Here is a 24,775-nt window from a genome sequence, read left to right on the forward strand (position 1 = left end):
AACGATCCATGGCGAAAGTATCGGCGCCGGTCTGCCACCTGAGCGCTTCCGAGGCGGCCGTACCCACCGCATCGCTGATCGCGGCTCAACCCCGCCATCCCGACGTAGACAACAGAACGCGGCGCGGCGACAAAACATGCGATATCGCCGTGTGGCGCGCGTGCCCGGAATGGTTTGGCTGGCACAGCTTCTCAACGCCCGCGCATGCCGATTACGTGATGCGACGAAGCGCAGTACCGGATTCCGCGAGACCGGGTTGAATGGGAACTTGTGGACGACAAGGGAATACGGCGCATCGCGGCGCGCATCTACGAGGGCTGGCTGTGGTACGACGGACAACTGTTGTTGGCGTACGTCGGGCGGGTTGCCAACGGAGCCAGCGCGATAAGCCAAGCTGATGCGACCACGATCAGGTGGGCGGCATGGTTGTCGGCGGCCCCCACCGCCGGAGTTCGTGCGGCGGAGTTGCTGCGTTGGGGGGTCCCGCCCAGCGTGGTCGAGATTGTGGAAATGCTGCGGCAGCGGCCCCAGGAGCTACCGATCCAGTACATCGGGCGGATCTGCGCCCGGCGCGCGGCAGCGGTGATCCGGTTCGTGGAGTTGACGGAGTTGGCCAGCGCCGCGCCGTCTCGATATCGGCACTGGTGTGCTGCTCACCGGCTGCTCGGCGAGAAACTGGGACTGCCGCCCTCGTCACCGGACACGCTCGCCGCGGCACCCGCGATCGTGCCAGCGCCGACCGGGTCGGCAGAGCACTGGCATGAGTTCGCTGGACAGGTTGCGGCGCAACGAGATCCGTGGGTTCTCGACACGCTGCTCATCGGCTATCAGACCGAACTTCGCCAGTGCTGCCGCACCGCGATCCGCGGCGCCATCTACACCGCCAGCGGCGCGCCGCACGCTGCCGGACTCGCCGACAAATGGTGGGATTCGCAAGACCTTTGGGAGGCGATGATCGCGACGAGGGCGACCCCCGACGCCGACCGCCGCCGAAGCCGGCTCACCGACGAGCGACCCGGGGTTGTAGAAGCCGCGATCACCGGGTTGCCACCGACCATTGCCGAGTCCGCCGAGGCCGCCGCTCTCGGCCGGATAGTGCGGCGCGCCGAGCCGCACTGGCGCTGGTGTCGCGTCGCAGCGGCCCGCAGGCTGTACACGATCGGCGGACCCGCTGCCGAGCAAGCCCTCAGCGAACGACCACTGTCGCCCCTCGACCCGCCGTGGCGCGAGGATCCGCAGTGGCTGGTTACCTACGGCGCGGCGCACATTCCGGATCTCATCGCGAAACTCGATGAGCGCGAATGGTGGTATGAGGCACCCTATGCGCTGGGGAAACTCCGTGCGACACAGGCCGAACCGGCGATCTGCCGACGACTGCGTGCCCATCCGGACTGGACGCCCGGGATCGACGCCCTTGGCCGGATCGGTTCCGCTGACGCGGTCGAGACTCTGACGAAGACGGCCGTCGACGGGGTGGCGGAGGCCCGCGATCACAGCCTGCGCGCACTCACCCGGATCAGCACCACAGCGGCGGTGCGGGCCGCGATCGTCGCCATGGACGATGCCGACCCGGTCGTCCGTGACCGGGCCGCCCGGATCCTGGTGCGGCACGGCGACCAGCGCGCCCGCACGGCGCTGATCCGGCTGTGCGACACCCGGCATGCCGCGGATGCGGCGCGTGCGCTCGGCCGGATCGCCGATCCGAGCACCGAGCCGACCCTGTGGCGGCTTTTCAGTACTGGTGCGCCGCGGGTCCGGAGTGCGGCCGGACGTGCCATCGCCGACATGACCGGGCCGTTCCGATCTCCGGGCCATGGCGCATGGGACGCCGACCCCGGACTGCGCCGCGCCTTCATCCGGCTGCTCGGCCACCGGCGCGACTGGACCATGCCGCACCGTATCGAACGGTCAGCACAGGATTTCGACCCCAAGGTGCGGTCGGCGACGGCGCATGTGATCGCGACACGCGGTATCCACACACAACGCGCAGTACTCGACCGCCTGCTCGATGACCCAGATCCCCGGGTGCGGAACGCGGCCGCCAAGGCGGCACGCCGCCTCGACGGCTGACTCTGCGCTGCCGGCACGGCCTCAGCGCGCCCGACGCCGAGGCGCCGCCGCGACCGGCCGGTGATCTACCGCGCAATGGTGGAACATGTTGTGGTCGAGCTGGATTCGTTGATAGGCAAATGCTCGATCGGGGTGCCAACGTGCCGCGTAGTTGTAAGGTGATGTTATCTGTTCTTCTTCTGTTCGGAAGCATGGCAACTCACGATTTACCTGGCTGCGCGGAAGCCCTGCCGACTTGGTGGATCCTGTTGCAGGACAACCGGTTCTGTCAGGATCCCGGAATCTTTTGGAAAGAAAGAAATCATGACAGATTCCACTGATGTGCTGTTACCCGGAAGCTCGCTTCCCTCGATCGCCGGTGTCACCGACCTCGGTCCGGTGGCCCCGGACGAGACGATCGGATTCACCCTCGTGCTGCGGCGTCGAGAGCCTTTGCCCGACCGGTTGATCTCTGGTCCGGAGACGGTGGCCTCGGCCGAGTTCGCCGCGCAGTACGGGGCCGATCCCGCCGACATGACGCTGGTCGCTTCGACACTCACGGCCGCGGGTGCGCGCATCGTCGACCAGGACATCCCGTCGCGCCGCGTGCAGGCGGTGGCCGCGACCTCGGTGGCACAGCAGCTGTTCGACACCGAACTGCGTACGGTTCGCGGCACCGATCCGGTGACCGGAAACGCCATCGATTTCCGCGTTCGTATCGGAGACCTGCGTCTGCCCGCCGTGCTGGACGGTGTCGTCGTCGCTGTACTCGGCATGGACACCCGACCAGTGGCCCGACCGCATGTGCAGACTGCCGTCAGTCCGGCGGCGTCTTACGTGCCAACGCAATTGGCGACGGTATACAGCTTCCCCACCGGGGACGGCTCCGGCCAGACGGCAGCCATCCTCGAATTCGGCGGCGGCTTCTCCACCGACGACCTGAGCGCCTTTTTCACCAGCGCCGGCCTCGACGCGCCGAGCGTCACCGCGGTGAGCGTGGATGGTGCCGCGAACAGCCCGGGAACCGACGGTGCCACCATCGAGACCACCCTGGATATCGAGGTTCTGGGCGCCATGGCGAACCGGGCAACTCAGCTGGTCTATTTCGCGCCCAACAGCGAACAGGGTTTCATCGACGCGATAAGCCAGGCGGTACATGCCACTCCCACGCCGACCGTGGTGAGCATCAGCTGGGGCGGCCCCGAGCAATCGTGGTCCACACAGGGCCGTCAGGCAATGGACGCCGCCTTCAGTGACGGCAACGCACTCGGCGTCACCGTGTCCGTCGCGGCGGGCGACGGCGGCAGCGGCGACGGTGCCGACGACGGTGCCGATCACGTCGACTATCCGGCCTCGAGTCCCTATGTGCTCGGCGTCGGCGGCACCACGCTACAACTCGACTCGAGCGGTGGCGTGAAGTCGGAGACCGTCTGGAACGACGGACCGAGCTCAGCTACCGGTGGTGGCGTCAGCACCATCTATCCCGTGCCATCCTGGCAGAGCAACGTCGGCGTGCCGGGCTCCGGGCGTGGTGTACCGGATGTCGCCGCCGATGCCGATCCGCAGACCGGCTACCGGATCTACGTGAACGGCGCCACCCAAGTCGTCGGTGGGACCAGCGCGTCCGCCCCGCTGTGGGCCGGTTTGGTGTGCCGGTTCGCCCAGGATCTCGGCCGCAAGCAGGGCCTGCTACAAACGGCGATCTACAAGGGGGCGACCCAAGGCCGAGCCGCGCCGGGCTTCCGCGACATCACCAAAGGCAGCAACGGCTCCTATTCGGCAGGCCCCGGCTGGGACGCATGCAGCGGACTCGGCGTTCCGGTGGGTACCGAGCTGCTGAGGGTGCTGGGCGAATAGCGCGCACCGAGCGGCCAGCAAGCACGGATCAGTCGGCGATCTGTCCGTGGAGATCGGTTCGGCGCGAGCCGATTTGGGTGAGCCCGTGGTCGATGAACCGGATCATCCAGTCGAAACTGTTGTCGGAATCTTCGCTCCACTGGAAGCCATTGGACGTTTGCAGGGTGGCGAATCCGTGCAGGGCGCCGCGTAGCGAGCGCATCGCGTGCACCATGTCGGCCTCGTCGACGCCGTAGCCGTGCAGGACTGCTTCCAGGGACTGGAGTATCCGTGAACCCGCGTGCAGCATGGGATCTTCCGGTCCGGTGTAGGCCTCGCCGATGGTGGCGGCGTAGCGGCCGGGATGCGCGACGATGTAGTCGCGGAAGGCGTCGGCGAACGCGGCAAGCGCCTCGGTTCCGGAGCGACCGTGCATGGCGTCGCGGACCCGCTGGTCGAGTTCGGTGATGGCCAGGGCGGCGATGCCGTGCCGCAGGTCGGCGAGGCTGTCGATGTGCTTGTACAGCGAGGGGGTGCGCACACCAAGTCGCTGTGCCAGCGTGCCGAGCGCGAGGTTGGCGAAACCGACGTCGTCTGCGAGGGTCGCGCCCGCGGCGACGACGTCGGCTTTGCTCAGGCCAACCCTAGGCATGGTGTTCCTTCAGGAATGGCAGGATCACCTCGGCGGTCCGCTCGGCGGCGTCGAATTGCGGGTAGTGTCCGCTGCCGTCGATCACGGCGAGGCTGCCCAACCCGGCCGGCAGTGCGGCGACGATGCGTTCGCCTTCGGCCTGCGGGCTCGGGAAGTCGGGGTCGGCAGCGCCCATGATGATCAGCGTGGGCTGAGTTACATTGGGCACCTGAGCTTCCGCGTCCGCGGGCGTCGTTTTACCGGTCTTCATGAACTCGGCCATCCGACCCGGCTCGCGCAACTTCGTCGCGACCGCGGCCAGGTACTCGTCGTAGTCGGCGGGCCTGACCGGAATGGCCACGCTCAGGTACTTCAGCCACTGGCCGACGCTCTTGAAGATCATCGTGCCCATCAGTGGCACCATGCCGCGCCGGTGGCGCGAGTTGGTGAGCAGCGCTGCGATATCGGTCTTCTGGGTCAGCGTGAACGGGTTGATCTCCACGATCGCCCGCACCAGGTCCGGCCGCCGCGCGGCAGCGATGGTGGCCGATCCGCCCGAGAGCGAGTTCCCGACGATGACCGCAGGCCCACCGCCCAGCTTCTCGATGACCGCGAGCAGATCCTGGGCCACGTCGGTCCGGCTGATGGCCTCCTTGCCGGTGACCGAGGTCCAGTTCATGCTCGACTCGCCGTGGCCGCGCATATCGGTGTTGACCACCCGGTATCCGGCGCCGATCAGCAGCGGGATCAGCTGCCGATAGGCATGCCGGTCCAGGCCCATCCCGTGTGACAACACCACCAGCGGGCCGGTGCCGATCTCGTCGTACGCGATCCGCCCGCCGTCGATGTCCACATACTGCGTCATGGTCTTACCCTCCGAGAAAAGCTAACTGCATTAGCCACCAAAGCTAATCGCATTAGCCGCGGGCGTCAACCCCTGGCCGGGGCCGCTTCTGCCGATTGCACGATGCTCCTAGATCATGCGATCTATAGTTAGATCATGCGATCTAGAGAGGGCGAGGCCACGTTCACCGAGGTGGCGCGCCGCTCCCAGATTGTCGACAGCGCAATCGAGGCGATCGCGGAACTCGGCTATAACCAGGCGTCGGTCCGTAAGATCGCCGACCGGGTCGGTGTCGCGATGAGCGTGGTGCTGTATCACTTCGGGAACAAGGACGAACTCGTCGCCGCGATCGTTGCCGAGTGCTACCGATCCGTCATCGAGATCATGCTGCCCGTCGTTGCGTGCGAAACGACCGCGGCCGGAAAACTCACGGCCCACATTCGAGCTCATGCCGAACACATCACCACCCATCGCTCGCACCAAATCGCGTTGACCGAGATCGCCTCGAATTACCGCAGCCGCGATGGGCGACGCCTGCACGAACTGAGTGTGGAGCTGGCCCCCGAGCAGCTGACCGACCTGGCGAAACTGGAACTGGAAACGATCTTCGAACGCGGCGTCGATTCGGGTGAGTTCCGTTCATTGTCAACGGTTTCCATGGCGTTGGCGGTGCGTAGCGCAATCGGCGGCGCGCTACTGAAATCGACCACCGACCCGGACTTCGACGTCCGCGCCTATGGCGAGGAGCTCGTCACCGCTTTCCTTCTCGCCGCCGAGAACAGATAACGCGCACAACAGGGGAGTGACCATGGCACACGTGGTGATAGCGGCGTTCGGGTCGCGCGGGGACCTGGTTCCGTTGACCGACTTCGGGGTCCGCCTCCGCGAGGCAGGACACGACGTGGTCATGACCGCGACCCCGGACCTCGTCGACGAGATAACAGCCTGCGGACTTCAAGCCAGACCAGTCGACTTCGAACTCGACCATGACATGGACCCGGACAAGCCCCGCAAAGCCGCCATGGAAATGGTGTCTCCCGAGGGCATGCGCAAGCTCGGCGGGAATGTGCTCGCCGCACTCGCCGATGTGCTGCTGCTGCTGCTGCTGTCGCCGTTCGCCGAACTCGCCGGGCATCCGCTCGCCGAAGCACGCGACATCCCCAGTATCGGTGTGCGCCTGCAACCCCTCTCGACGACCGCTGCCTTCCCGCCGTCATTACTGGGCGCCTGGTCGGCGGGCCCGATCATCAATCGCAATGCCGGACACTTCGCCACGGCGATGTTCGATCGAATCTATGGCAAAACCATCGCGGGGTTTCGCGACCGATTGGGTGTGCCGAGGCGGTCGCAGCGCGCACTGCGGCGCCAGCGCACGCACCCCGAATGGCCCGTCCTGCACGGTTTCTCGCCCAATGTCGTGGCACGCCCCGGCGACTGGCGACCAGGCCTCGAGGTCACCGGCTACTGGTGGCCGCGGCGGCCAATCGGATGGGAACCGCCGATCGAACTCGCTGCATTCCTCGAATCCGGTTCTGCACCAGTATTTCTCGGCCTTGGCAGTCTCATGCTCGCCAAGGGTGAGGCGACGCGGGTATCGGAAATCGTGCGACAGGCCCTGCGCACCGTGGGAGTGCGCGGAGTGGTTCAGGCTGGCGGGGCAAGTCTCGACGTGGTCGACGACAGCATCATCACCATCGGCTCTGTCCCGCACGACTGGTTGTTCAGCAAGGTTGCGGCAGTAGCGCACTCCTGCGGAGCGGGCACCATGGCCGCAGGCCTGCGCGCCGGATTGCCCGCCGTCGCCATCCCGTCGCCAGGCGGCGACCAACCGTTCTGGGCGAGACGGCTACACGAACTCGGAGTCAGTTCGGCAACGCTGCCACGACCGAAACTCACCGCCGAACGACTCGCCCGCGCTATCGATACCGCGCTGACCGAGCCAAGCCACCGCACACACGCGCAACAACTCGCCGCGCGGATCGCCGAAGAGGACGGTGCCGCAGCGGTCGTCACCGCGGTCGAGAAACTCGTCGATAGACCGAAGCCGCGCTAATCCTCACACTTGACCGGTCCGCGCCCGCGACCCCGGTCCCGGCTACGGGGTACTCCGCGTGGACGTCGCCGCCGAACAATTTCCAGTAGAAGGCGTTCATCCTCGCGGCCGCTGGTGCGTGTCGGGTCAGGATCGCGGCCACAACTGGCGACACCTCGTCGGGGATGTGACCAGCGGCGCACCGAAGTACGTACTCGTTGCGGGCAATTGGGCCGCCGCTGGCCGGGGTCGGTACCCCGCAAACATCGGTCACCAGCCAGTTGACCAGCCGCATGGCGGTGTAGTCGGCGTCATGGGTGGCGTGGCGTTCGGTGAAGTCGCGCTCGGCGGCCGACAGGTCGAAATGCGGCGAGGTGGCCAGCCCGAAGTCGACGAGATAGATCCGCTCCCCGTCGCTGCGGACGTTGGCGAAGTGTCCGTCCATGTGCAGCAGCTCCCGATCGTCGAGGAACGTCACGATCTCCGAAAGTTGTTGTTCGACTGTGGCGGCTTTACCGGCCGGGTTTTCGCGCAGCCAATCCTGCATCGGGTGCGGGATGTATTCGCAGAACAGCACGAGGCTGAAAGGTGCGACGGCCAGCGCTTCGAGACGGGCACGCACGGCGGGGTAGCCGCCCTGGGCGGCAACCACCGTTTCGATGTCGGCGTGGTCGGCGGCGATCGGGGACCGGCCTGGCAGTATCCGCGAGTGGTAGAGCATCGGGAACGACTGTGTCTCGCCGGCCAGAACGCCGTCGGTGACGACGATGTTCGCGGCCAGCTCACGCCATGCGTTGAAGCTCGGGCCACCAATGCCGTACTGGCAGAACAACGGTAGGTCGAACAGGTTCGCGGTGGAGCCCTGGTTGGCGAGCTCTCGATCGGTCAGCGGGATGCTCTTGGCGAACACCGCGACCCCGTCGGCCTCGACGACTGCCGAGCCGCCGCCAACTCCCACGCTGTTGGACAGACCCGTGTCGATGAGGTCGGCAAGCTGAATGTCGCTGTGGGAGGCCAGGAAAGCCGAAAGTCTCCGATGGCGGTCGCTCCTCGCAGCTGTCATCGCACGATTCTGCCACCGACCGGTGGGTGAATACCGGCGTCCGTCCGCTGCCGACGATCCCGGTCAGCCGCTGACGTGGGCGGTGTTGTCGATCCAGTGTTGGGCGAGGTCGGTGTCGCCATCGACGGTGATGCCGGTGGCTTCGCGGTCGGTGAGCGGGAGTCGTCGGGTCAAGGTCAGCAGAAGCGATTGTGCCGGGCCGCTCACCGTTACGTCGGCGGGCTGGGTGCCGCGCTGCCACGTCGGCGCGTCAGGCCGCCGTTCGATGAACCACGCGCCCGCGTCGTCGGCGAGGTCGGTGGCCAGCCACCGCAGGGTCTGCCCGGTGCCGCGGATGGCGTTGGCGGACTCGGACCGCTGCATCTCCCACGTGGGGGAGGTGAGCATCGCGAAGTGGTTACTGATGAGCGCGGCCGCGATGTCGGCGTCGATATCGGTCGGTCGGTTGGCCGCGTTGGCGGCGTCGAAGCCGTGGACGACCGTCTCGTTGAGGAGGCTGGCAATCCAGAATCGCGTCCCGGACCGCTCGTCCCCGGCGGGATTGAACACCGGCGCGTCGAGCGCGTCGTCGGAGCACGCGTTCGCGACCCGCTGCGCGGACTCCGACAGCCACGTCTGCCAATCACGGGGATCGCCAGGGAGTTTGACCATCTCCATGGGCAGCTGTGTGGGGTCGGTGATGCGCCGTTCGATGATCTCCGCGACCCAGTGCTGGGTCTGGCCCACGTGCTCGACCAGGTCGGTGATGGTCCACTTCGGGGCGGTCGGCACGGCGGCGTCAGGTCCGGCTGCGGCGGCTGATTCCGCCAGGCGTCGGGTGTGTTCGACGATCGCTCGCCGGGCGCGTTCTGTGTTCAGCTCGGTCATGGGATTGCCCTCTCCGTAGGTTCGTTGTGCAGGATATGACTGGCCGTGTCGGTCGAACTCATCGGTGACGCGCCAACTCGTCATCGGCGAAGGCCTGCGTCACCGTTGTCGCGAGTCATGGCGGGTGCTTCCATTGTGCGGTGGGGGTTTCGAGCGGTGCGGGTGACCAGCTCTCTCAAATCCGTTCCACCGCTGGCTCATCCGTAAGGCAGGATGGCCACCGTGCTAGAAATCAGCCTCCTGACTGAATCCGACCGTGCCAGTTGGGAAGTGCTGGCCCGCGGTAAGGACATCTACTTCGCTGTCGAACGAAGCGACGACGACTACGAACGTGCATGGCGACGGCTGCTCGACGACGAGCAGATACGCGGGATCGCCGCCCGGCTTGACGGCGAGATGGTCGCTATCGCGCACTACCTGTTCCACGTCAGCATCTGGTACTCAGGGAAATGCTATTTGGCGGACTTGTTCGTAGCGGCCGAAGCCCGGCGCCGGGGTGTGGCGACGGCAGTGATCGAGTGGGTGGCGCAAGACGCCACAAAGCACGGCTTCCCAGGCCTCTACTGGAACACCCTGGAAGACGCCCCGGCCCGCGCCCTATACGACAACGTGGGCAAGTTCCAAAAGGGACTCATCCACTACACGTACCGGCCCGACACCGGCAGTCGCCGCGTGAACGCACGCTGATCAGTGTAAGGCGTTTTGTGCCAAGCACTTCGGTCGTTGCCCGTGGTCTGTCGTCCCGGCATGGCACGACAGACCACGTACGGATCCTCACCCGTTGTCGTGGTTGGGCATCGCTCTCTGGAAATGGCGGATTTCTGCTGTTGCGGTGTGGGTTTCGTTGCCGCCGGAGTACGGGGCCGGGTTGGTGGTCGGCCGGTAGTCCGCGGGCTCGGACCACCAGATCCCGTCACCGTGCGTCAGTCCGACGAGCTGCTGCTGTGCGGTGCCGACGTGACGTGCTGGTATCGCTCCCCGGATCTGCCAGGTGTGTGCGCTCGTCGTTGTGTTGTCGATGTCGGTGGCGAGCGTGGCCAGATACGCGGTGACGGGGGTGAATGTGTCTGCGGGGATGTCGATTTCGAACCTGTGGTAGGGCTCGAGTAGTTGTGTTCGGGCGATGCGTATGGCGTGGTCGAGAACGATCGGGGTCAGGCCGCGGAAGTCGGCGGTGGTGGTGACGGGTCCGGCGAATCCGGTGTGGGTGAGGGTGACGAGGCAATCGGTGATCGTCCGGCCTGCGGGCCCGTGTCGGAGTCGGGTGTGGACGGATTCCTCGATGGCGCGGTGGAAAGCACGCGGTAGTGCGCCGAGCCGGGTTTCGCGTCGGAAGCTGACGCCCGCGCGAGCTGGGGCGGGTTCGACGCGCAGGCCGACGGTGGCCCAGAACCCGCTTGGGCTCGGTGCGCGATGCCCCATTTCCTCGACAGCGTGGCCGACTCCGGTCACGCGTTCGATGCAAAGGGGTTGGCCGGCTTGGAAATCGGCGTCGATGCCGAAGTCTCGGGCGAGCGTGGCGGCGATGATCTGCCGCTGGATCTCACCGTAGAGCAGGATCGACGACGCGCCATCGGGCTCCCGCTGGATGTGCAGGAGCGGATCGTGCTCGGCCATGAGCCGCAACGCCGCGTGCAGGCGGGCGTTCGAACTGGAGCGAGGTCGGACCACGGCGCGCAGGATGGGCATGGCGAAGTGCCGACGACGCTCGGTGACATCCGGACCATCGGCGCCGGCGAGCCGGTCACCGACCCTGATCTGCGGCAATCCGGTGATCCTGCCGATATCGCCTGCGGTCAACCGTTGCGAGTCCACGCCGGTGCGGCCGACGACCTCACAGGACGTGATCCGCCCGCTGTGGCGGTGCAGCGTTCCGTCGTGATCACGGTGTTCCAGGTCGAGCCGCTGACGAACGGTCACCGTCCCGGCGAAAAGACGCAGATAGGCGGTCTTCGTTCCCGCCGCTGAACGTTCGAGCGCGAACACGATCCCGCGTGGGGTGAGAGCAGGCTCGGACGACACGCGCGACGATGGCAGTAGCTGGGTGATCCCGTCCACCAGCGGCGCAATCCCGTGTCCGGTGCGAGCGGAACCGAAGTACAGCGGATAGATGCGTGCGTCGGCGATCTGCTCGCTCAGTACGCCGACCAGTTCGACCGAGGTCAGCGGCGGGCCGTCCACCACGCGAGCCAGCACGTGGTCGTCGACGTCGGCGATCCGCTCGGCGACACGGTCACGAAAAGCGTTGTCCGCCAAGGACTCCGCCACCACCTGCGCTGACCGGTTGCCGGGGGACCGGACGGTCGTCATGGCGACGACGTGGGGAGTCAGCTGCTGCCGAATCTCGGCGACCAGGCTGTCTGCGCGGGCACTGTGCCGGTCGATCTTGTTGACGAAGATCAGTGTCGGCAGCTTGGCTGCGCGCAGGATCCGCATCAGTGCCCGCGTATGCGACTGCACTCCCGCCACGGCCGATATCACCAGTACCGCCGCATCGAGCACGTCCAATGCGCGGTCGACTTCGGCGACGAAATCGGTGTGCCCGGGGGTGTCGATGACATTGACCTGGGTTGTGCGATGAGTGAAGGAGACGACCGTCGAGCGCACCGTGATGCCGCGTTGCCGCTCGATCTGCCCGGTGTCGGTCTGGGTGGTACCCGCGTCGACGCTGCCGAGCGTGTCGATGGTGCCGGTGTCGAACAGCAGGCGCTCGGTCAGGCTGGTCTTACCAGCGTCGACATGAGCAAGGATGCCGATGTTGAGAATGCGATGGGTGTGCATGAATGCCGAAGTCCTCGAAAGTCACCGTCCGATAAAGGATCTGGGGCGGATCGAAGAATCGGCGCATCACAACACTCCCGTTCGGCATCGACGTTCACCGGGGACTGTGACAGCAACAGCGGGAATTGGCAAACCATTATCGCAGTGCGTGCGGGCTTGCTCGGGGGTCACTCTTGGCTGGTTGTCATATGGGAATGCAGTTGCTCGAGGATGCTCTGCAAGCTGCGCCGACGTGCCGGACTCAAGGACTCCAGCGCCGCGCGGACGCCGTGCATCCGCTCGCGCACCTGCTGGGCGAGTGCGGTGCCCTCGGCGGTGGCGACCACCTTCTTGACTCGGCGATCGGCCTGGTCGGTGTGCCGCTCGACCAGGCCGCGTTGCTCGAGTCGATCGATGAGCAAGGTGATGTTCGATGCGTCACAGGACAAGTCTTCGGCCAGTTCACGCATCGCTCGCGGCTCGGCGAGCAGGCCGACGAGTTTGGCTTGGGTGAAGGTCAGATCCAAGCCCTGCGCCGCGGCGAGAAAGTCCTGCTGGTAGACGCGGCAGAAGTCCGTGAGGGTCGCCATGACGTCGACTGCGGTCGGCGAGGCCGGTGGTGAGGAGTGCGGCACAGTGTAAAGGTATGCCGAATACTTGACGAACTCAAGATTCTCGCGCCCGTAACGCTCGACGGAATGCTTGACAGAATCAAGCACTTGCGGCTGTACTACTTGATGAGTCGCTTGAGTCTCTCAACCATTCGAAAGGCTAGAGCGCCCGTTCTTCCACCTACCGCAGCCGATCATCAGCTCGGCGCCGACTTTGGAGACGATATGACCTCGGCAGTAGACACCACGCGAATCCGCCGGTTGCTGGATCGGCCGTTCACCGTTGGCGACCTGACCGTGTCGAACCGGATCGCGATGGCGCCGATGACCCGAAACATGTCGCCGAACGGCGTTCCGGGACCCGACGTCGCCGAGTACTACGCGCGCCGGGCAGCCAACAACGTGGGTCTCATCGTCACCGAGGGCACCTATATCAACCGGGCCGCGGCCAGCGCCTACGACGGCGTGCCGCACTTCTACGGTGAGCAGTCCCTCGCGGGCTGGGCGCACGTGGCCGAGCAGGTGCATCGCGCAGGCGGCCGGATCATTCCGCAGCTGTGGCACACGGGAGTGGCGCGCACCACGACCGAGCCGCCCGCCGAAAGCCCGTCCGGCGTCGGGCTGACCGGAGACCCGACCGGAAATGCCATGACGCAGCGCGACATCGACGATACGGTCGCCGCGTTCGCCGAGGCCGCGGCGGCAGCGGAGCGCCTCGGCTTCGACGGCGCCGAACTGCATGGCGCACACGGCTATCTGATCGACAGCTTCCTGTGGAGCGGCACCAACCAGCGCACCGACGGCTACGGCGGCGACCACGCGTCGCGGGCTCGGTTCGCCGTGGAGATCGTCGAGGCCGTGCGTGCCGCGGTCTCTCCCGGTTTCCCCCTCTTCTTCCGGCTCTCCCAGTGGAAGTCGGAGAACTACCAGGCCAAGATCGCGGAGAGCGCGGGCGAGCTAGAGCAGATCCTGACACCGCTGGTCGACGCGGGAGTCGACGCCTTCCACGCCTCCACCCGCCGATACTGGCTGCCCGAATTCGACGGCAGCGACCTCAACCTCGCAGGCTGGGTCAAGAAGCTCACCGGCAAGGCCACGGTTACCGTCGGCTCGGTCGGGCTTGACCAAGAGTTCGTCGGCTCCGGCGGCTGGCAGAAGCAAGCCGACGTGGCGGGCATCGATCAGTTGCTCGATCGCCTCGAACGCGACGAATTCGACCTCGTCGCCGTCGGCCGGGCGCTGCTGGCCAATCCCGACTGGGCCGACAAGGCGCTACAGGGCCGCCTCGACGAGACGATCGCCTACGACCGCGCGGTGCTGAAGTCCCTCAACTGACCCGGTAGTTCTGCGTCGTATTCGGCTTCGAAACTCGTTGTCGGTCTTGTATGTTGACCATCATGGATCGGAGCTCCGACCTCAACGCGAACGAGCCGCACGTCGCTCGGATGTATGACTACTACCTCGGCGGCAAGGACCACTACCAGGTCGACGCGGACGCCGCCGAGATGGTGATGGAAAAGCTGCCCGATGTCCGGGTTGCCGCCCAGGCGAATCGGGCATTCATCCACCGTGCGACGCGGTACCTCGCCGGCGAGGCGGGTGTCCGCCAGTTCCTCGACATCGGCACGGGCATCCCGACCGAGCCGAACCTCCATCAAGTCGCCCAAGAGCTGGCCCCGGACGCGCGGGTCGTTTACGTGGACAACGATCCGATCGTGCTCGCCCACGCACGCGCCCTCATGGTCGGCACACCAGAAGGACGCACCGAATACATCCAAGCCGATGCGACCCGGCCGCAGGAGATCCTCGAGTCCGCGCGTAATTTCCTGGATTTCTCCGAGCCGATCGGGCTGTCGCTGATCGCCTTGCTGAATTTCGTCCCAGGGGCGTACGAGGTCACCGCGACCCTGGTGGATGCGCTGGCATCGGGCTCGTATCTGGTGATGACGCATCTGACCGGCGACTTCGATCCGGTAGGGGTCGCGGCGACGGTCGAGGTGTATCGCGGTCGTGGACTGTACTGCCACCCCCGCGCCAAGAGCGAGATCACCCAGTTCTTCGACGGGCTTGAACTGCTCGAACCCGGGGTGGTGCCCATCCACCGATGGCGGAACACGGTCGAACCCGGAGTGGTGCCCATCCACCCCTGGCAGGATCCGGACGAAGTGGCGAAGTCGATGGACGCGAAGATACCCGGCTACGCGGCCGTTGCCCGCAAGCCGTGATCGCCGTCCGCGCCGAGGTCGGCGGAATGCCGATCGACTACCCTGGGCGCTGCACTGGAGATTGTCGGATGTGAGGAAGATTTATGGGAAGCGTTGTCCTCGACGTTGTCGCGTTGCTCGCCAATCGTGCGGCGATGTTCTGGAATTGGATGGCCACCGGGTCGTCCGGGTTTCCGCCGCTGTAATTTCGCGATGAACGGTTAGTCCGCGAACGCCCCGGCCTGCAGGCCCGGGCGTTCGCGTATTCGCCGGGCGTGTAGCACTTTCCAGCGAACTGATCGCAGTCGGTTAGGGGTTTTCGCCTTCGATCGGGGTATGTCCCCCGTATGTTGAGCACCGTGAAGACCGCTGGCACGACGCGCCGCACCCCTGGTTGGTTCGTTCTCTGGATGGGGCTGCTGACAGCCCTGATCGTGCTGTGCTGCCTAGTCCTGTTCTGGCAGTTGTCGGCCGAGGGCACCTTCCCGATCCAGGTCATCCTGTGGGTGGCCATCGGCGTACTCGGCGCCGTCGCGCTGCTCTTCGGCCTACTCGGACTGTTCCGCTACCACTCCTTCTTCTACAGCCTGATCGCCCTCGTCGTGATCGGCGTCTTCGTCACCCTCGTCTGGCACGTTCCCGAAACCACCGGCTGGAAAGTCTCCCGCAACATCCTGCAAAACCAAGCCGCCGACTGCGTCAACCCCGGCCACCGCACCCGTCTCGGCGTCTACACCATCACCTACATCACCCGCCGCGACGGCGGCTGCCTGTTCTATACCGAAGGGGGAGAGTCGAATTCGTCACGCGGATTCGCCTACTTCCCCGACGCCGCCCCGCCATATATCGGCACGCCGAGCTCCGGCATCGGATATTCGACGTTCCACGGAAATTGGTACCGGTTTACCGAAGAGTCCTGAGCCGCCAAGGCGGCCGATCATCAAACGGCCAGGACGCCGCCGTCGACGACGATGATTTCGCCGGTGACCCAGGAACTCGTTGGTTCGGCTAGGCGGGTGATCCAGGGGACTACGTCGGCGGGCTGGCCGATGCGGCCCGCGGGCGCTTTGGCGGCGTAGCCGGTGCGCCACCGGTCGACTTCTTCGGCAGAGACGCCGTTGGTGATGAGGATGGGAGTTTGGACGTTGCCGGGGGCTACGCCATTGACGCGAATTCCCTTGGGGCCCAGCTCTACTGCGGCGTTGCGGATGAAGCTGTCGACGGCGGCCTTGCTTGCCGCGTACACCGATTGCTCCGGGGCCGTGAGGCGGGCGGAGATGCTGGAGACCACGACGATATTGCCGCCGGGGGAGCGCAGGAACGGAAGTAGCTTGGCGGTCAACAGGATCGGACCGAAGACGTTGACCTCGAATTGGCGGCGGACGTCCGCCGGGTCGAGGTCGTCGAGCGGTGTGATGGCGAAGATGCCCGCGTTGTGGACGAGCACATCGAGCGTGCCACCGCGCGCCTGCACGGCCGCGACGATCGCGTCGGTGCCCGCCTCGGTCGCGACGTCGGCGACCACCGGGACCACGGCCGGATGGAGCGCGGCGACCTCCTCGAGTGGTTCGCTGCGCCGACCGGTGATGGTGACGCTGGCCGCGCCCTGTTCCGCGAACGCCAGCGCCGCGGCCCGCCCGATCCCGGTCCCGCCGCCGGTGACGAGGATGTGCTGCTCCGCGAAAGTGTTGTCAGACAATGCCGTTCCTCCCTGCCGTAGGTCGACCGTGGACGCCGACCTTCGTTGTCCGCAACACGGCACAGGAGCCCCACATTCCGGTAGGTTGATACGCCCTGGTCCGAGGCGGCCTGGAATGAGGCCTACCGCGAGGGGCCCTCAGTCCGGTATCCGCGCCGAGCAGGAAGGGCTGTTGTGGGCCGACACCGTCCTGGATCCGAGGACGTGACTGGTTTCGGGCTGCACGCCGCCGGTCGAGGATCAGGGCAGCGGCGCGGCCCCGCGTTGGGCGAGTAGAACACCCATCAGTCCCGCCTCCTGCCCCTGAGCGTGGATCATCGAGCGCGCGGTCTCCTTCACCGGCCCCGACGGCAGCAGCTGATCGGCCTCCTGCGCCATGGCGATCCCCCCTTGATGGTGCCGATACATCAACTGTAGGAACAGGATTTCGGCGTCGCGCCCGCGCGCGGCGGCCAAAGCGTCGAGTTCGGCCATCGTCGCCATACCGGGCATCAAGGTACCCGGGTGCTGATCCATCTGCGCGACCGGAGCCGCCGAATGTTGGTGTGACACAGCCTCATCGGTGTGCATCCAGGCCATCGGATGCGCGGGCACCGGAGAGGCGTTGGCCAGGCGCAACCAGCCGAGCATGGTGCCGATCTCGAGCCGTTGCGTGTCATCGAGCTGATCGGCCAGGCGCACCACTCCGGGATCGACAGCGCGGTCCAGGCGTTGCACCATCATCAGCGCCTGCTGATGGTGTGCGGTCATGTCCTGCACGAAGCCGATCTCGACCGCGTTGAGAATCGGTGCGGCCGTGTGGGTTTCGGGCAGGACCAGCGGACGCAGCGCCGCGCCGAGGACAAGCAGGGCGAAGGCGAGCGAGACGAGCGCGGCACCGCGCAGCCAGCGTGGCATCGCTACGACCCGACGATCGACTCTTGGTCCGCCGGTGGCGAATACACGTCATTGTCGAGCTGCAGCACCATGAAACCGATGTCCGAACAGGTGACATACAGTTGCGAGCCACGCCATTCCGGCGGGGACAGGCACCAGTCGGTGGAGACGTCACCGAAGGCCAGCTTGCCGGTGCGCGGAGTGAGCGCGTCCAACGGATTGAACTGTCCTTCCAACACAGCGCGAATCGCGGACGGCGTGCTCATCAACGGCACGCCGATGATCGACGCGAGGGCGTGCGGCGAGTTCCACAGGCTCAGGTTCTGACCCGTCCGGGCAGGCGGGTTGTAGTAGGCGATCTCGTGGATGTTGTGCGGGTCGCGTATATCGAAAACCCTTATGCCGGACGAGATCCAACCGCAGGCGAGGGCTGTCGGGTTGTCGCGGCGGTCGGCCGAGCAGTAATGCGATTCGTAGGCGAAGGCCGAACCACCCATGGACGAACCGATATTGCTGTCGATGTTCTGCGGCAGGTTGATTTCCAGCTTGATCTTCGCGGCGACCTTCGGGTTGGTGTCATCGGCGATATCGATGAGTTTCACACCGCCGGAACCACCTTCGTCGACGGTGTAGAGATAGGGCTTGCCGTCGTAGGTCACCGGGATGCTGTGCTGGGTGGCCCAGCCGTCGGTCCAGAAGACCCGTCCGATGTGCAGCACCTGCGGGTTCGGGTCGCGCCGCTGCACCGCGCTGATGTCGAGCACGGTGAAACCGCCGAGTGCGGACAGATACATCCGATTGCCGTCCGCGCTGATGCCGAAGCCGTGCGCCTCGATGCCGGTCAGGCCCTGCCAGACGACGTGCGGGTTGGTCGGATCGGTGAGGTCGACGGCGCTGACGAAGCCTGGCGCGATCCCCGAGGCCCAGTAGGTGTTGCCGTCGGGGGAGAAGCCACCCTCGTGGGTCGTAATCGGCAGGGGCATCAGCATATTCGTGCCGGGGCCGGGATTGAGCAGTCGCGGGTGCGCGCAGTCGGAGATGTCGTAGACCGACAGGTAGCCGACGCCGGTGCCGACCGGGACGCCGGTGCCGACCAGCAGTTTGCGTGCGGTGTTGACCTTCAGGCTCTCCCAGGTGCCCGCGAGCATCGCGGGTTCGGTGAGGGTGGTGGTCGGTCGCGGGTTCGCCGGATCCGACACGTCGAGCACCTGGACGCCGCGGCCCTCGCTGATCATGTCGCCGGGGAAGAAGGAGCCCATGTATGAGCAGTGCTCGAAGCTGGTCGAGGTGATGCCAGCGCCGCGCCCGGCGAACCCGCCGACGAACGACATGTTGCAGCGGTAGCCCTGCGTGCTGCGCCCGCTGTCTCGGTCGGCCGCGGTGACGTCACCCTGCATGCCGTTCTCCGGTAGCGAGCCAGGTCCGCAGTCGGCGCGCGGCACCGAGGTGCGGCCGACGTCCAGGAATTCCTGGACCGCGTTCTGGATATCGGACTGCAGGTCGGCCGATGCGCTGCTCGGCAGCATCAGCACGGCGGCGAGGCCGACCGTGACCAGGGCCAGCGGTTTGAAACGGCGCAAGCTCGTCAGTGAGCGCATCGTCGAAGTCCCCAACCTTCATCATTGTTGATCTGTCATCCCTCTGCTGACTGGGACAGCTGAAGGAACTGACTGAATGGTAGTAACTACCGTTAACTTATGGGGGAGGTTTCGCCGAAATCCGATGAAGTGGCTGGTCGGAGCGGTGTCTGTGTAGCCGCGCGCCGTCTGGGTGGGTGTTCAGTCGGGCAGTTGCGCCACGTCGTAGGCGAGCAGCTCGTCGCAGGCCTCGAGCAGGATCTGGCGTAACCGTGCCGATCGCTCGGCCAGCGCGGACTGGGAGCGCACGTATTCCGCGCGCCCGGACGGCGTTTCGATCCGCACCGGTTCGTACCCGTACTCGGACAGGTCGTAGGGACTGGCGCGCATATCGAGTTCGCGTGCGGCGCAGGCTAGTTCGAAGCAGTCCAGGATCAGCGTGGACGGGATCAGCGGGACGAGTTTGAAGCTCCACTTGTAAAGATCCATGTTCGCGTGCAGGCAGCCGGGTTGTTCCCGGGCGACCTGATCGGCGCGGGTCAGCGGCTCGATATTGCGGCCGACCGCCTCGGGTGTGAAGAAGCGGAACGCGTCGAAATGGGTGCAGCGCAGCGACATCGACTCGACGACCTCGTCGGTGCCCGTCCGACCCAGACGCAGCGGTACCTGCTGATGCCGGACGTCCTCGGTGCGGTACACCATCGCCCACTCGTGCAACCCGAAACAGGACAGTTGCGCGGGTCGTGACCCGGTGGCGCGCACCAGTTTCGCGACGAACTCGACGGTGTCGCGGCGGCGCGCGAGATAGGCGGGGTCCGCCGCGAAAACGGTCGGCTGCTGTTGTGGCGCAACGGAATCCGGCGCGGCGGAAACCCGGTGGTACCCCCGTGCGCCATCGTATTCACGGGCACCCACCATCCCAATGCCGAATCCTGGATGCCAGCGCCGCAGCTGGGCAGGCTTGTGCCCGTAGTAGGTGAACAGAAAATCGATCACCGGATGCGACGAACCCGCCGCTCGCCGTTCGATATACGGCCCGACCAGCTGATCCACCCGCGCCAGGTGCTCCGCTGCCTGCCCGCGCCACTGCGCCTCGGTCAGCACCTCGACCTCGTTACGTCGCCCGCTCATGCGATCGCGCCACGCGCTTCGTTGGCGTGGCGCGTCTCGGCTCTCGTGTTCGTGCGCGCCACCTGGTGGCTATGTCCGGCGGCCGCCAAGGCGGACCGAGTCGTCCGCGCGATGCCGTTGCGAGACAAAATCATTCGATGATCCGGTGTGTCCCGTCGCGGACGGTACCGACGAACTCTTCGACCAGATCTTCCAGTGCCACAATGCCCGTGGTGTTGCCGCGGGTGTCTACGACGCGACCGAGGTGACTGTTGGTCCGACGCAACCTGGCGAGCGCCTCGTACAACGGCGTGTGCATGCTCACCGTCGGCAGCGGGCGAATGTCGGTGCGCGGGATGGGAGTTCCCGGTCCCGCGCTCTCGTCGGCGACCTTGTCCAGCACATCCTTGACGTGCAGGTAGCCGACCAGTGAGCCGTCGCTCGCCTGCACCGGGTAGCGGGAGAAACCGGTTTCGGCGACGGCGGTTTCGATGTCGCCGAGCGTGGTTCCGTTGCCGCGCAACGGGACCGTCCTTGTCGTCGCCAATGCGACCATCACATCGGTGACGAATCGATCGCTGGTACCGAGCGCCTGGGTGAGCCTGCGGTGTTCCTCCTCGTCGAGCAGGCCCTCCGAGCGCGACTCGCCGATCATCTCGGCGAGTTCCACCGAGGAGACGGTGGCCTGGAGCTCGTCCTTCGGCTCGATCCGCAGCAGCCGCAGCGAGAGATTCGCGGCGAGGTTGTAGATCGCGATGAGCGGACGGGCCAGCCGAAGCCACATCAGGTGCACCGGAACCAGCAGCAGCGCACTGCGTTCTGGACCGGCGAGGGCGATGTTCTTCGGGATCATCTCGCCGAACAGGATGTGCAAGACCACCACGATGGCGAGCGCGATCGCGAAGGCCACCGGGTGCAGCAGCTGCTCGGGCATGCCGAGGAAATCGAACGGCCCCTGCAGCAGGTGGGCCACCGCCGGTTCGCCGACGCGGCCGAGCAGGATCGAGCAGATGGTGATGCCGAGCTGGGCGGCGGCGAGCATCATCGACAGGTTCTCGCCTGCCCGAATCACGATGTCGGCGTTGCGCTTTCCCTGCGCGGCCAGTGCCTCGAGGCGGTCGCGGCGGGCCGAGATCAGGGCGAACTCGGCGGCGACGAAGAACGCGTTGCTCGCGAGCAGCACCACGGTGAGCAGGACGCCGAAGAGGTCACCCATGACTGTGCTCCTGCTCTGGTTCGGCTTGCAGCTGGCGGAACGCGAGGTCGTCCGGTGCGACCGGGATCAACCGGACCCGGTCGATGCGGCGTCCGTCCATGCGTTCCACCCGTGCGATCCACCCGCCGGTGCTCGGCAGTTCGCTCGAAGACCATTGCTGCGAGCGAGGATTCGGCAACACGACCTCGTCGCTGGCCACCGGGATGCGGCCGAGCCGGGTGAGCACGAGGCCGCCGAGCGTTTCGTATTCGCCCTCGGGGGCGTCGTATCCGGTGGCGCGGGATACCTCGTCGATGCGCAGCAGTCCGGAGCAGTCCCAGCCGTCGGACACCCGGCGCACGTCGAGTTCTTCTTCGTCGTGTTCGTCGCGGACGTCGCCGAGGATCTCCTCGATGATGTCCTCCATGGTGACAATGCCCGCGGTGCCGCCGTATTCGTCGACGACCAGCGCGACCTGCATGCCGTCGGCCCTGATCCGTTCCAGCACCTCGTCGCCGTCCAGGCTGGCAGGCACGATCGGGACCGGGTGGGCCAGCATCTGCAGCGGGATGGTGCGGCGCACGCTCGCCGGATGGGTGAACGCCTGCTTGATGTGCACGACGCCGAGGGTGTTGTCCAAGTCGCCGTCGATTACCGGGAAGCGGGAGTAGCCGGTGCGGCGGGCGGCGTCGATGAGATCGGCGATGGTGTCGAGTTTGTCCAGCGACTCGATCTTCACCCGCGGGGTCATCAGTTCCTCGGCGCTGCGCTCACCGAACTGCAGCGACCGATCGATCACCAGGGCGGTGCGCTGATCGAGCGCGCCGCGCAGCGCGGACGTGCGCACCAGCGAGCCGAGTTCCTGCGGCGACCGCGCGGAACGCAATTCCTCGGCCGGTTCGACACCGAGCCTGCGGACGACCCAGTTGGCGGTGTTGTTGAGGAAGTGGATCAGCCACTTGAAGATGACGGAGAAGGCGACCATCGGGGGAGCCGTGGTGCGCGCGGTGGCGAGCGGCTTGGCGATGGCGATGTTCTTGGGCACCAGCTCGCCGTAGATCATCGAGAGCGAGGTGGCCAATACCAGGGCGAGGGCCAGCGAAATGCCGTGCGCGGCGCCGTCGCTGACGCCGATTCCGGTGAACAGCGGGTCGAGCAGCCGCGCAAGCACCGGCTCGGCGATGTAACCGGTGATCAGGGTGGTGATGGTGATGCCGAGCTGGGCGCCGGACAGCTGGAACGACAGCGTCCGATGCGCTTGGCGCACCATTCTGGCGCGGACGTCACCGTCGCGCGCGTGCGCTTCTACGGTGCTGCGTTCCAGCGCGGTGAGCGAGAATTCGGCGGCGACGAAAAGGGCGGTGCCTGCCGTGAGAGCGATGAACCCCAGCAGGCTGAGCACCGTGAGTGCGACGGACATCGTCAGCACCCGCCGATCGGTACTGGGAACTGGTCGACGGGGAGCGGGGCTGGGAGAAGGAGGACGCCGGGTTTGTCACCCGGCTCGGTAGAGGAGCCCTCCTGTGCTGCGCCCTCGGACGCGGGTGACAACTGGATCCTTTCGCAAGCCGGAGATGGTGGGCCGGAGACCGGCAACCACTATGTTACCGGGCAACGCGCCGGGTCGCGTTGGCCGGTGGTCGTGCCGTCGCGGGCGTGTCGCCAGACGATCACTACGCGCGGGGTGCCGGGTCAACTGCGGCCGAGTGGCCGAGGCGCGGGTGTGCGCATCGGCCACTCGGACGCGAGATCATGGAGTCCGCGAACTCACAAGCGCGGCAACTAGTTACAGCTCACCAACCGCTTGGCAGCGGGCGACCCTCGGCGAAACCGGCGGCCGACTGCACGCCGAGCACGGCCTTGTCGTGCAACTCGGCCAGGCTGCGCGCGCCCGCGTAGGTGCACGCGCTGCGCACGCCGGAGCAGATGTGGTCGATGAGGTCCTCCACGCCGGGGCGTTCGGGGTCGAGCCGCATGCGCGAGCTGGAGATGCCCTCCTCGAACAGGGCCTTGCGGGCCCGGTCGAACGCGCTGTCGGTGGCGGTGCGCGCGGCGACGGCGCGCTTGGAGGCCATGCCGAAGCTCTCCTTGTATGCGTTGCCGTCGCGGTCGGTGCGCAGGTCACCGGGGGATTCGTAGGTGCCGGCGAACCAGGAGCCGATCATCACGTTGGACGCGCCTGCGGCCAGCGCGAGGGCGACGTCGCGCGGGTGCCGCACGCCGCCGTCGGCCCAGATGTGCACGCCGAGTTCCTTGGCCGCGGCGGCGCATTCGGCGACCGCGGAGAACTGCGGGCGGCCGACGCCGGTCATCATCCTGGTGGTGCACATGGCACCGGGGCCGACGCCGACCTTGATGATGTCGGCGCCGGCGGCGGCCAGGTCGCGGGTGCCCTGTGCGGACACCACATTGCCAGCGACCAGCGGCACGCCGAGGCCGAGATCGCGGACGGCACTGAGGGATTCGAGCATCTTGGCCTGGTGGCCGTGCGCGGTGTCCATGACGAGCACGTCGGCGCCCGCGTCGACGAGGGCCTTGGCCTTGGCGACCACATCGCCGTTGATGCCGACGGCCGCGGCGACCCGCAGCTGGCTGCGACTGTCGACGGCGGGCTGGTAGATGCCGGCGCGGACCGACCCGGTGCGGGTCATCACGCCTGCGAGGGTGCCGTCTTCGGCGGTGAGCACCGCGAGCTGGGTGTGCTTGGCTTCGAGCAGTTCGAAGATGTCGCGCGGCGAGGTGCTGGCGGGGGCCTGTACGAAATCGGTGATCGCGACGTCACGCAGCCGGGCGAACCGGTCGACATCGGTGCACGACGCCTCGGTGACGACACCGATCGGTCGTCCGGTTTCGTCGACCACGACGACGGCGCCGTGGGCGCGCTTGTGCATCAGGGCGACGGCCTCGGACACCGAGTGTTCCGGGCCGAGGATGACCGGGGTGTCGGCGGTGAGCGAGCGGCTCTTGACGAACGCGATGGTGTCGGCGGCCGCGCTGATCGGCAGATCCTGCGGGAGCACCACGATGCCGCCACGGCGGGCGACCGTCTCGGCCATCCGACGACCAGCGACCGCGGTCATATTGGCCACGACGATGGGGATGGTGGTGCCGGACCCGTCGACGGTGGAAAGGTCGACGTCGAACCTCGAGGCGACATCCGTCCGATTAGGGACGAGGAAGAGGTCGTCGTAGGTCAGGTCATACGGCGGCTGATGGCCAGGGAGAAACTGCACTTAACCGATGATAACCAAGTCCGCCCGGTACCGCGCAATTCTCCAGCACTCAGCGGAGACGAACTTCACAGTCGACCGCACCGATCCTGGCTGCGATGACCCCGCAATCCAGTTTCGCCTGCCCACGAGTCCGCCAGCAATTTCGTGCGCGGCGGGCGAGGAGGTGCGCAGCGGGCGAGAAGGTGCGC

At 66.5% G+C, this 24,775-nt stretch carries 21 protein-coding genes; 8 read left to right on the forward strand and 13 right to left on the reverse strand.

Annotated elements, in window-relative coordinates; genetic code table 11:
* Positions 1-270 precede the first annotated feature (270 nt).
* Both OG203_RS00685 and OG203_RS00690 read left to right on the forward strand, forming a co-directional pair.
* Positions 271-2,070, forward strand: coding sequence for a HEAT repeat domain-containing protein (locus OG203_RS00685; protein ID WP_405163673.1), 1,800 nt, complete (start codon positions 271-273; stop codon positions 2,068-2,070).
* Between the two features lie 303 nt (positions 2,071-2,373).
* Positions 2,374-3,906, forward strand: a complete 1,533-nt coding sequence (locus OG203_RS00690) for a protease pro-enzyme activation domain-containing protein (RefSeq protein ID WP_405163674.1) — start codon at positions 2,374-2,376, stop codon at positions 3,904-3,906.
* Positions 3,907-3,934: 28 nt separating this feature from the next.
* Here the strand turns inward: OG203_RS00690 and OG203_RS00695 are convergent, their stop codons facing one another.
* Positions 3,935-4,537, reverse strand: coding sequence for a TetR/AcrR family transcriptional regulator (locus tag OG203_RS00695; protein WP_405163675.1), 603 nt, complete (start codon positions 4,535-4,537; stop codon positions 3,935-3,937).
* Entirely contained in the window at positions 4,530-5,381 is an 852-nt protein-coding gene (locus tag OG203_RS00700; RefSeq protein ID WP_405163676.1) for an alpha/beta fold hydrolase, read from the reverse strand. The genes OG203_RS00695 and OG203_RS00700 overlap by 8 nt, the downstream gene beginning before the upstream one ends.
* Before the next feature lie 135 nt (positions 5,382-5,516).
* On the opposite strand from OG203_RS00700, the gene OG203_RS00705 reads away from it, so the two are divergent.
* Together OG203_RS00705 and OG203_RS00710 are read left to right on the forward strand one after the other, a co-directional pair.
* The gene (locus tag OG203_RS00705) at positions 5,517-6,146 is read left to right on the forward strand and encodes a TetR/AcrR family transcriptional regulator (protein ID WP_405163677.1); all 630 of its coding nucleotides are present in this window, start codon (positions 5,517-5,519) and stop codon (positions 6,144-6,146) included.
* A gap of 22 nt (positions 6,147-6,168) precedes the next feature.
* Positions 6,169-7,413 carry a glycosyltransferase gene (locus tag OG203_RS00710; protein WP_405163678.1) on the forward strand — a complete coding sequence of 415 codons (1,245 nt, stop codon included), beginning with the start codon at positions 6,169-6,171 and terminating at the stop codon, positions 7,411-7,413.
* On the opposite strand, the gene OG203_RS00715 is transcribed toward OG203_RS00710, so the two are convergent.
* Complete coding sequence (locus tag OG203_RS00715; protein WP_405163679.1) at positions 7,370-8,455, reverse strand: serine/threonine protein phosphatase; 1,086 nt, start codon at positions 8,453-8,455, stop codon at positions 7,370-7,372. The genes OG203_RS00710 and OG203_RS00715 overlap by 44 nt on opposite strands.
* A gap of 63 nt (positions 8,456-8,518) precedes the next feature.
* Positions 8,519-9,322, reverse strand: coding sequence for a maleylpyruvate isomerase family mycothiol-dependent enzyme (locus OG203_RS00720; RefSeq protein ID WP_405163680.1), 804 nt, complete (start codon positions 9,320-9,322; stop codon positions 8,519-8,521).
* 213 nt (positions 9,323-9,535) lie between these two features.
* Here OG203_RS00720 and OG203_RS00725 point away from each other — a divergent pair, with 213 nt between their 5' ends.
* Positions 9,536-10,009: a GNAT family N-acetyltransferase gene (locus tag OG203_RS00725; RefSeq protein WP_405163681.1), complete on the forward strand. Its 474-nt coding sequence runs from the start codon at positions 9,536-9,538 to the stop codon at positions 10,007-10,009.
* Positions 10,010-10,096: 87 nt separating this feature from the next.
* On the opposite strand, the gene OG203_RS00730 is transcribed toward OG203_RS00725, so the two are convergent.
* Complete coding sequence (locus OG203_RS00730; RefSeq protein WP_405163682.1) at positions 10,097-12,103, reverse strand: GTP-binding protein; 2,007 nt, start codon at positions 12,101-12,103, stop codon at positions 10,097-10,099.
* 167 nt (positions 12,104-12,270) lie between these two features.
* Entirely contained in the window at positions 12,271-12,672 is a 402-nt protein-coding gene (locus tag OG203_RS00735; protein ID WP_405163683.1) for a MarR family winged helix-turn-helix transcriptional regulator, read from the reverse strand.
* A 246-nt stretch (positions 12,673-12,918) separates the two neighbouring features.
* Between OG203_RS00735 and OG203_RS00740 the strand changes: the two genes are divergently transcribed.
* The 3 genes from OG203_RS00740 (at position 12,919) to OG203_RS00750 (ending at position 15,817) form a co-directional block, all read left to right on the forward strand.
* The gene (locus OG203_RS00740; protein ID WP_405163684.1) at positions 12,919-14,028 is read left to right on the forward strand and encodes an NADH:flavin oxidoreductase; all 1,110 of its coding nucleotides are present in this window, start codon (positions 12,919-12,921) and stop codon (positions 14,026-14,028) included.
* 62 nt (positions 14,029-14,090) lie between these two features.
* Positions 14,091-14,918 (forward strand): SAM-dependent methyltransferase, encoded by an 828-nt coding sequence (locus tag OG203_RS00745; RefSeq protein ID WP_405163685.1) that lies wholly within the window; start codon positions 14,091-14,093, stop codon positions 14,916-14,918.
* 326 nt (positions 14,919-15,244) lie between these two features.
* Positions 15,245-15,817: a hypothetical protein gene (locus tag OG203_RS00750; RefSeq protein WP_405163686.1), complete on the forward strand. Its 573-nt coding sequence runs from the start codon at positions 15,245-15,247 to the stop codon at positions 15,815-15,817.
* Positions 15,818-15,837: 20 nt separating this feature from the next.
* On the opposite strand, the gene OG203_RS00755 is transcribed toward OG203_RS00750, so the two are convergent.
* The 7 genes from OG203_RS00755 to OG203_RS00785 all read right to left on the reverse strand — a co-directional run bounded on the left by OG203_RS00755 (position 15,838) and on the right by OG203_RS00785 (position 24,587).
* The gene (locus tag OG203_RS00755) at positions 15,838-16,596 is read right to left on the reverse strand and encodes an SDR family NAD(P)-dependent oxidoreductase (protein ID WP_405163687.1); all 759 of its coding nucleotides are present in this window, start codon (positions 16,594-16,596) and stop codon (positions 15,838-15,840) included.
* A gap of 240 nt (positions 16,597-16,836) precedes the next feature.
* A complete protein-coding gene (locus OG203_RS00760) occupies positions 16,837-17,493 on the reverse strand; it encodes a DUF305 domain-containing protein (RefSeq protein ID WP_405163688.1) in 657 nt (218 codons plus the stop codon).
* Positions 17,494-17,495: 2 nt separating this feature from the next.
* Positions 17,496-19,070: an LVIVD repeat-containing protein gene (locus OG203_RS00765; protein WP_405163689.1), complete on the reverse strand. Its 1,575-nt coding sequence runs from the start codon at positions 19,068-19,070 to the stop codon at positions 17,496-17,498.
* 180 nt (positions 19,071-19,250) lie between these two features.
* Positions 19,251-20,180, reverse strand: coding sequence for a 3-methyladenine DNA glycosylase (locus OG203_RS00770; RefSeq protein WP_405163690.1), 930 nt, complete (start codon positions 20,178-20,180; stop codon positions 19,251-19,253).
* Positions 20,181-20,310: 130 nt separating this feature from the next.
* A complete protein-coding gene (locus tag OG203_RS00775; RefSeq protein ID WP_405163691.1) occupies positions 20,311-21,375 on the reverse strand; it encodes a hemolysin family protein in 1,065 nt (354 codons plus the stop codon).
* Positions 21,368-22,774, reverse strand: coding sequence for a hemolysin family protein (locus tag OG203_RS00780; RefSeq protein WP_405163692.1), 1,407 nt, complete (start codon positions 22,772-22,774; stop codon positions 21,368-21,370). The genes OG203_RS00775 and OG203_RS00780 overlap by 8 nt, the downstream gene beginning before the upstream one ends.
* A 373-nt stretch (positions 22,775-23,147) precedes the next feature.
* Positions 23,148-24,587 carry a GuaB1 family IMP dehydrogenase-related protein gene (locus tag OG203_RS00785; protein WP_405163693.1) on the reverse strand — a complete coding sequence of 480 codons (1,440 nt, stop codon included), beginning with the start codon at positions 24,585-24,587 and terminating at the stop codon, positions 23,148-23,150.
* Positions 24,588-24,775: the final 188 nt, after the last annotated feature.

This window comes from Nocardia sp. NBC_01499, from assembly GCF_045040275.1.
GTDB lineage: Bacteria > Actinomycetota > Actinomycetes > Mycobacteriales > Mycobacteriaceae > Nocardia.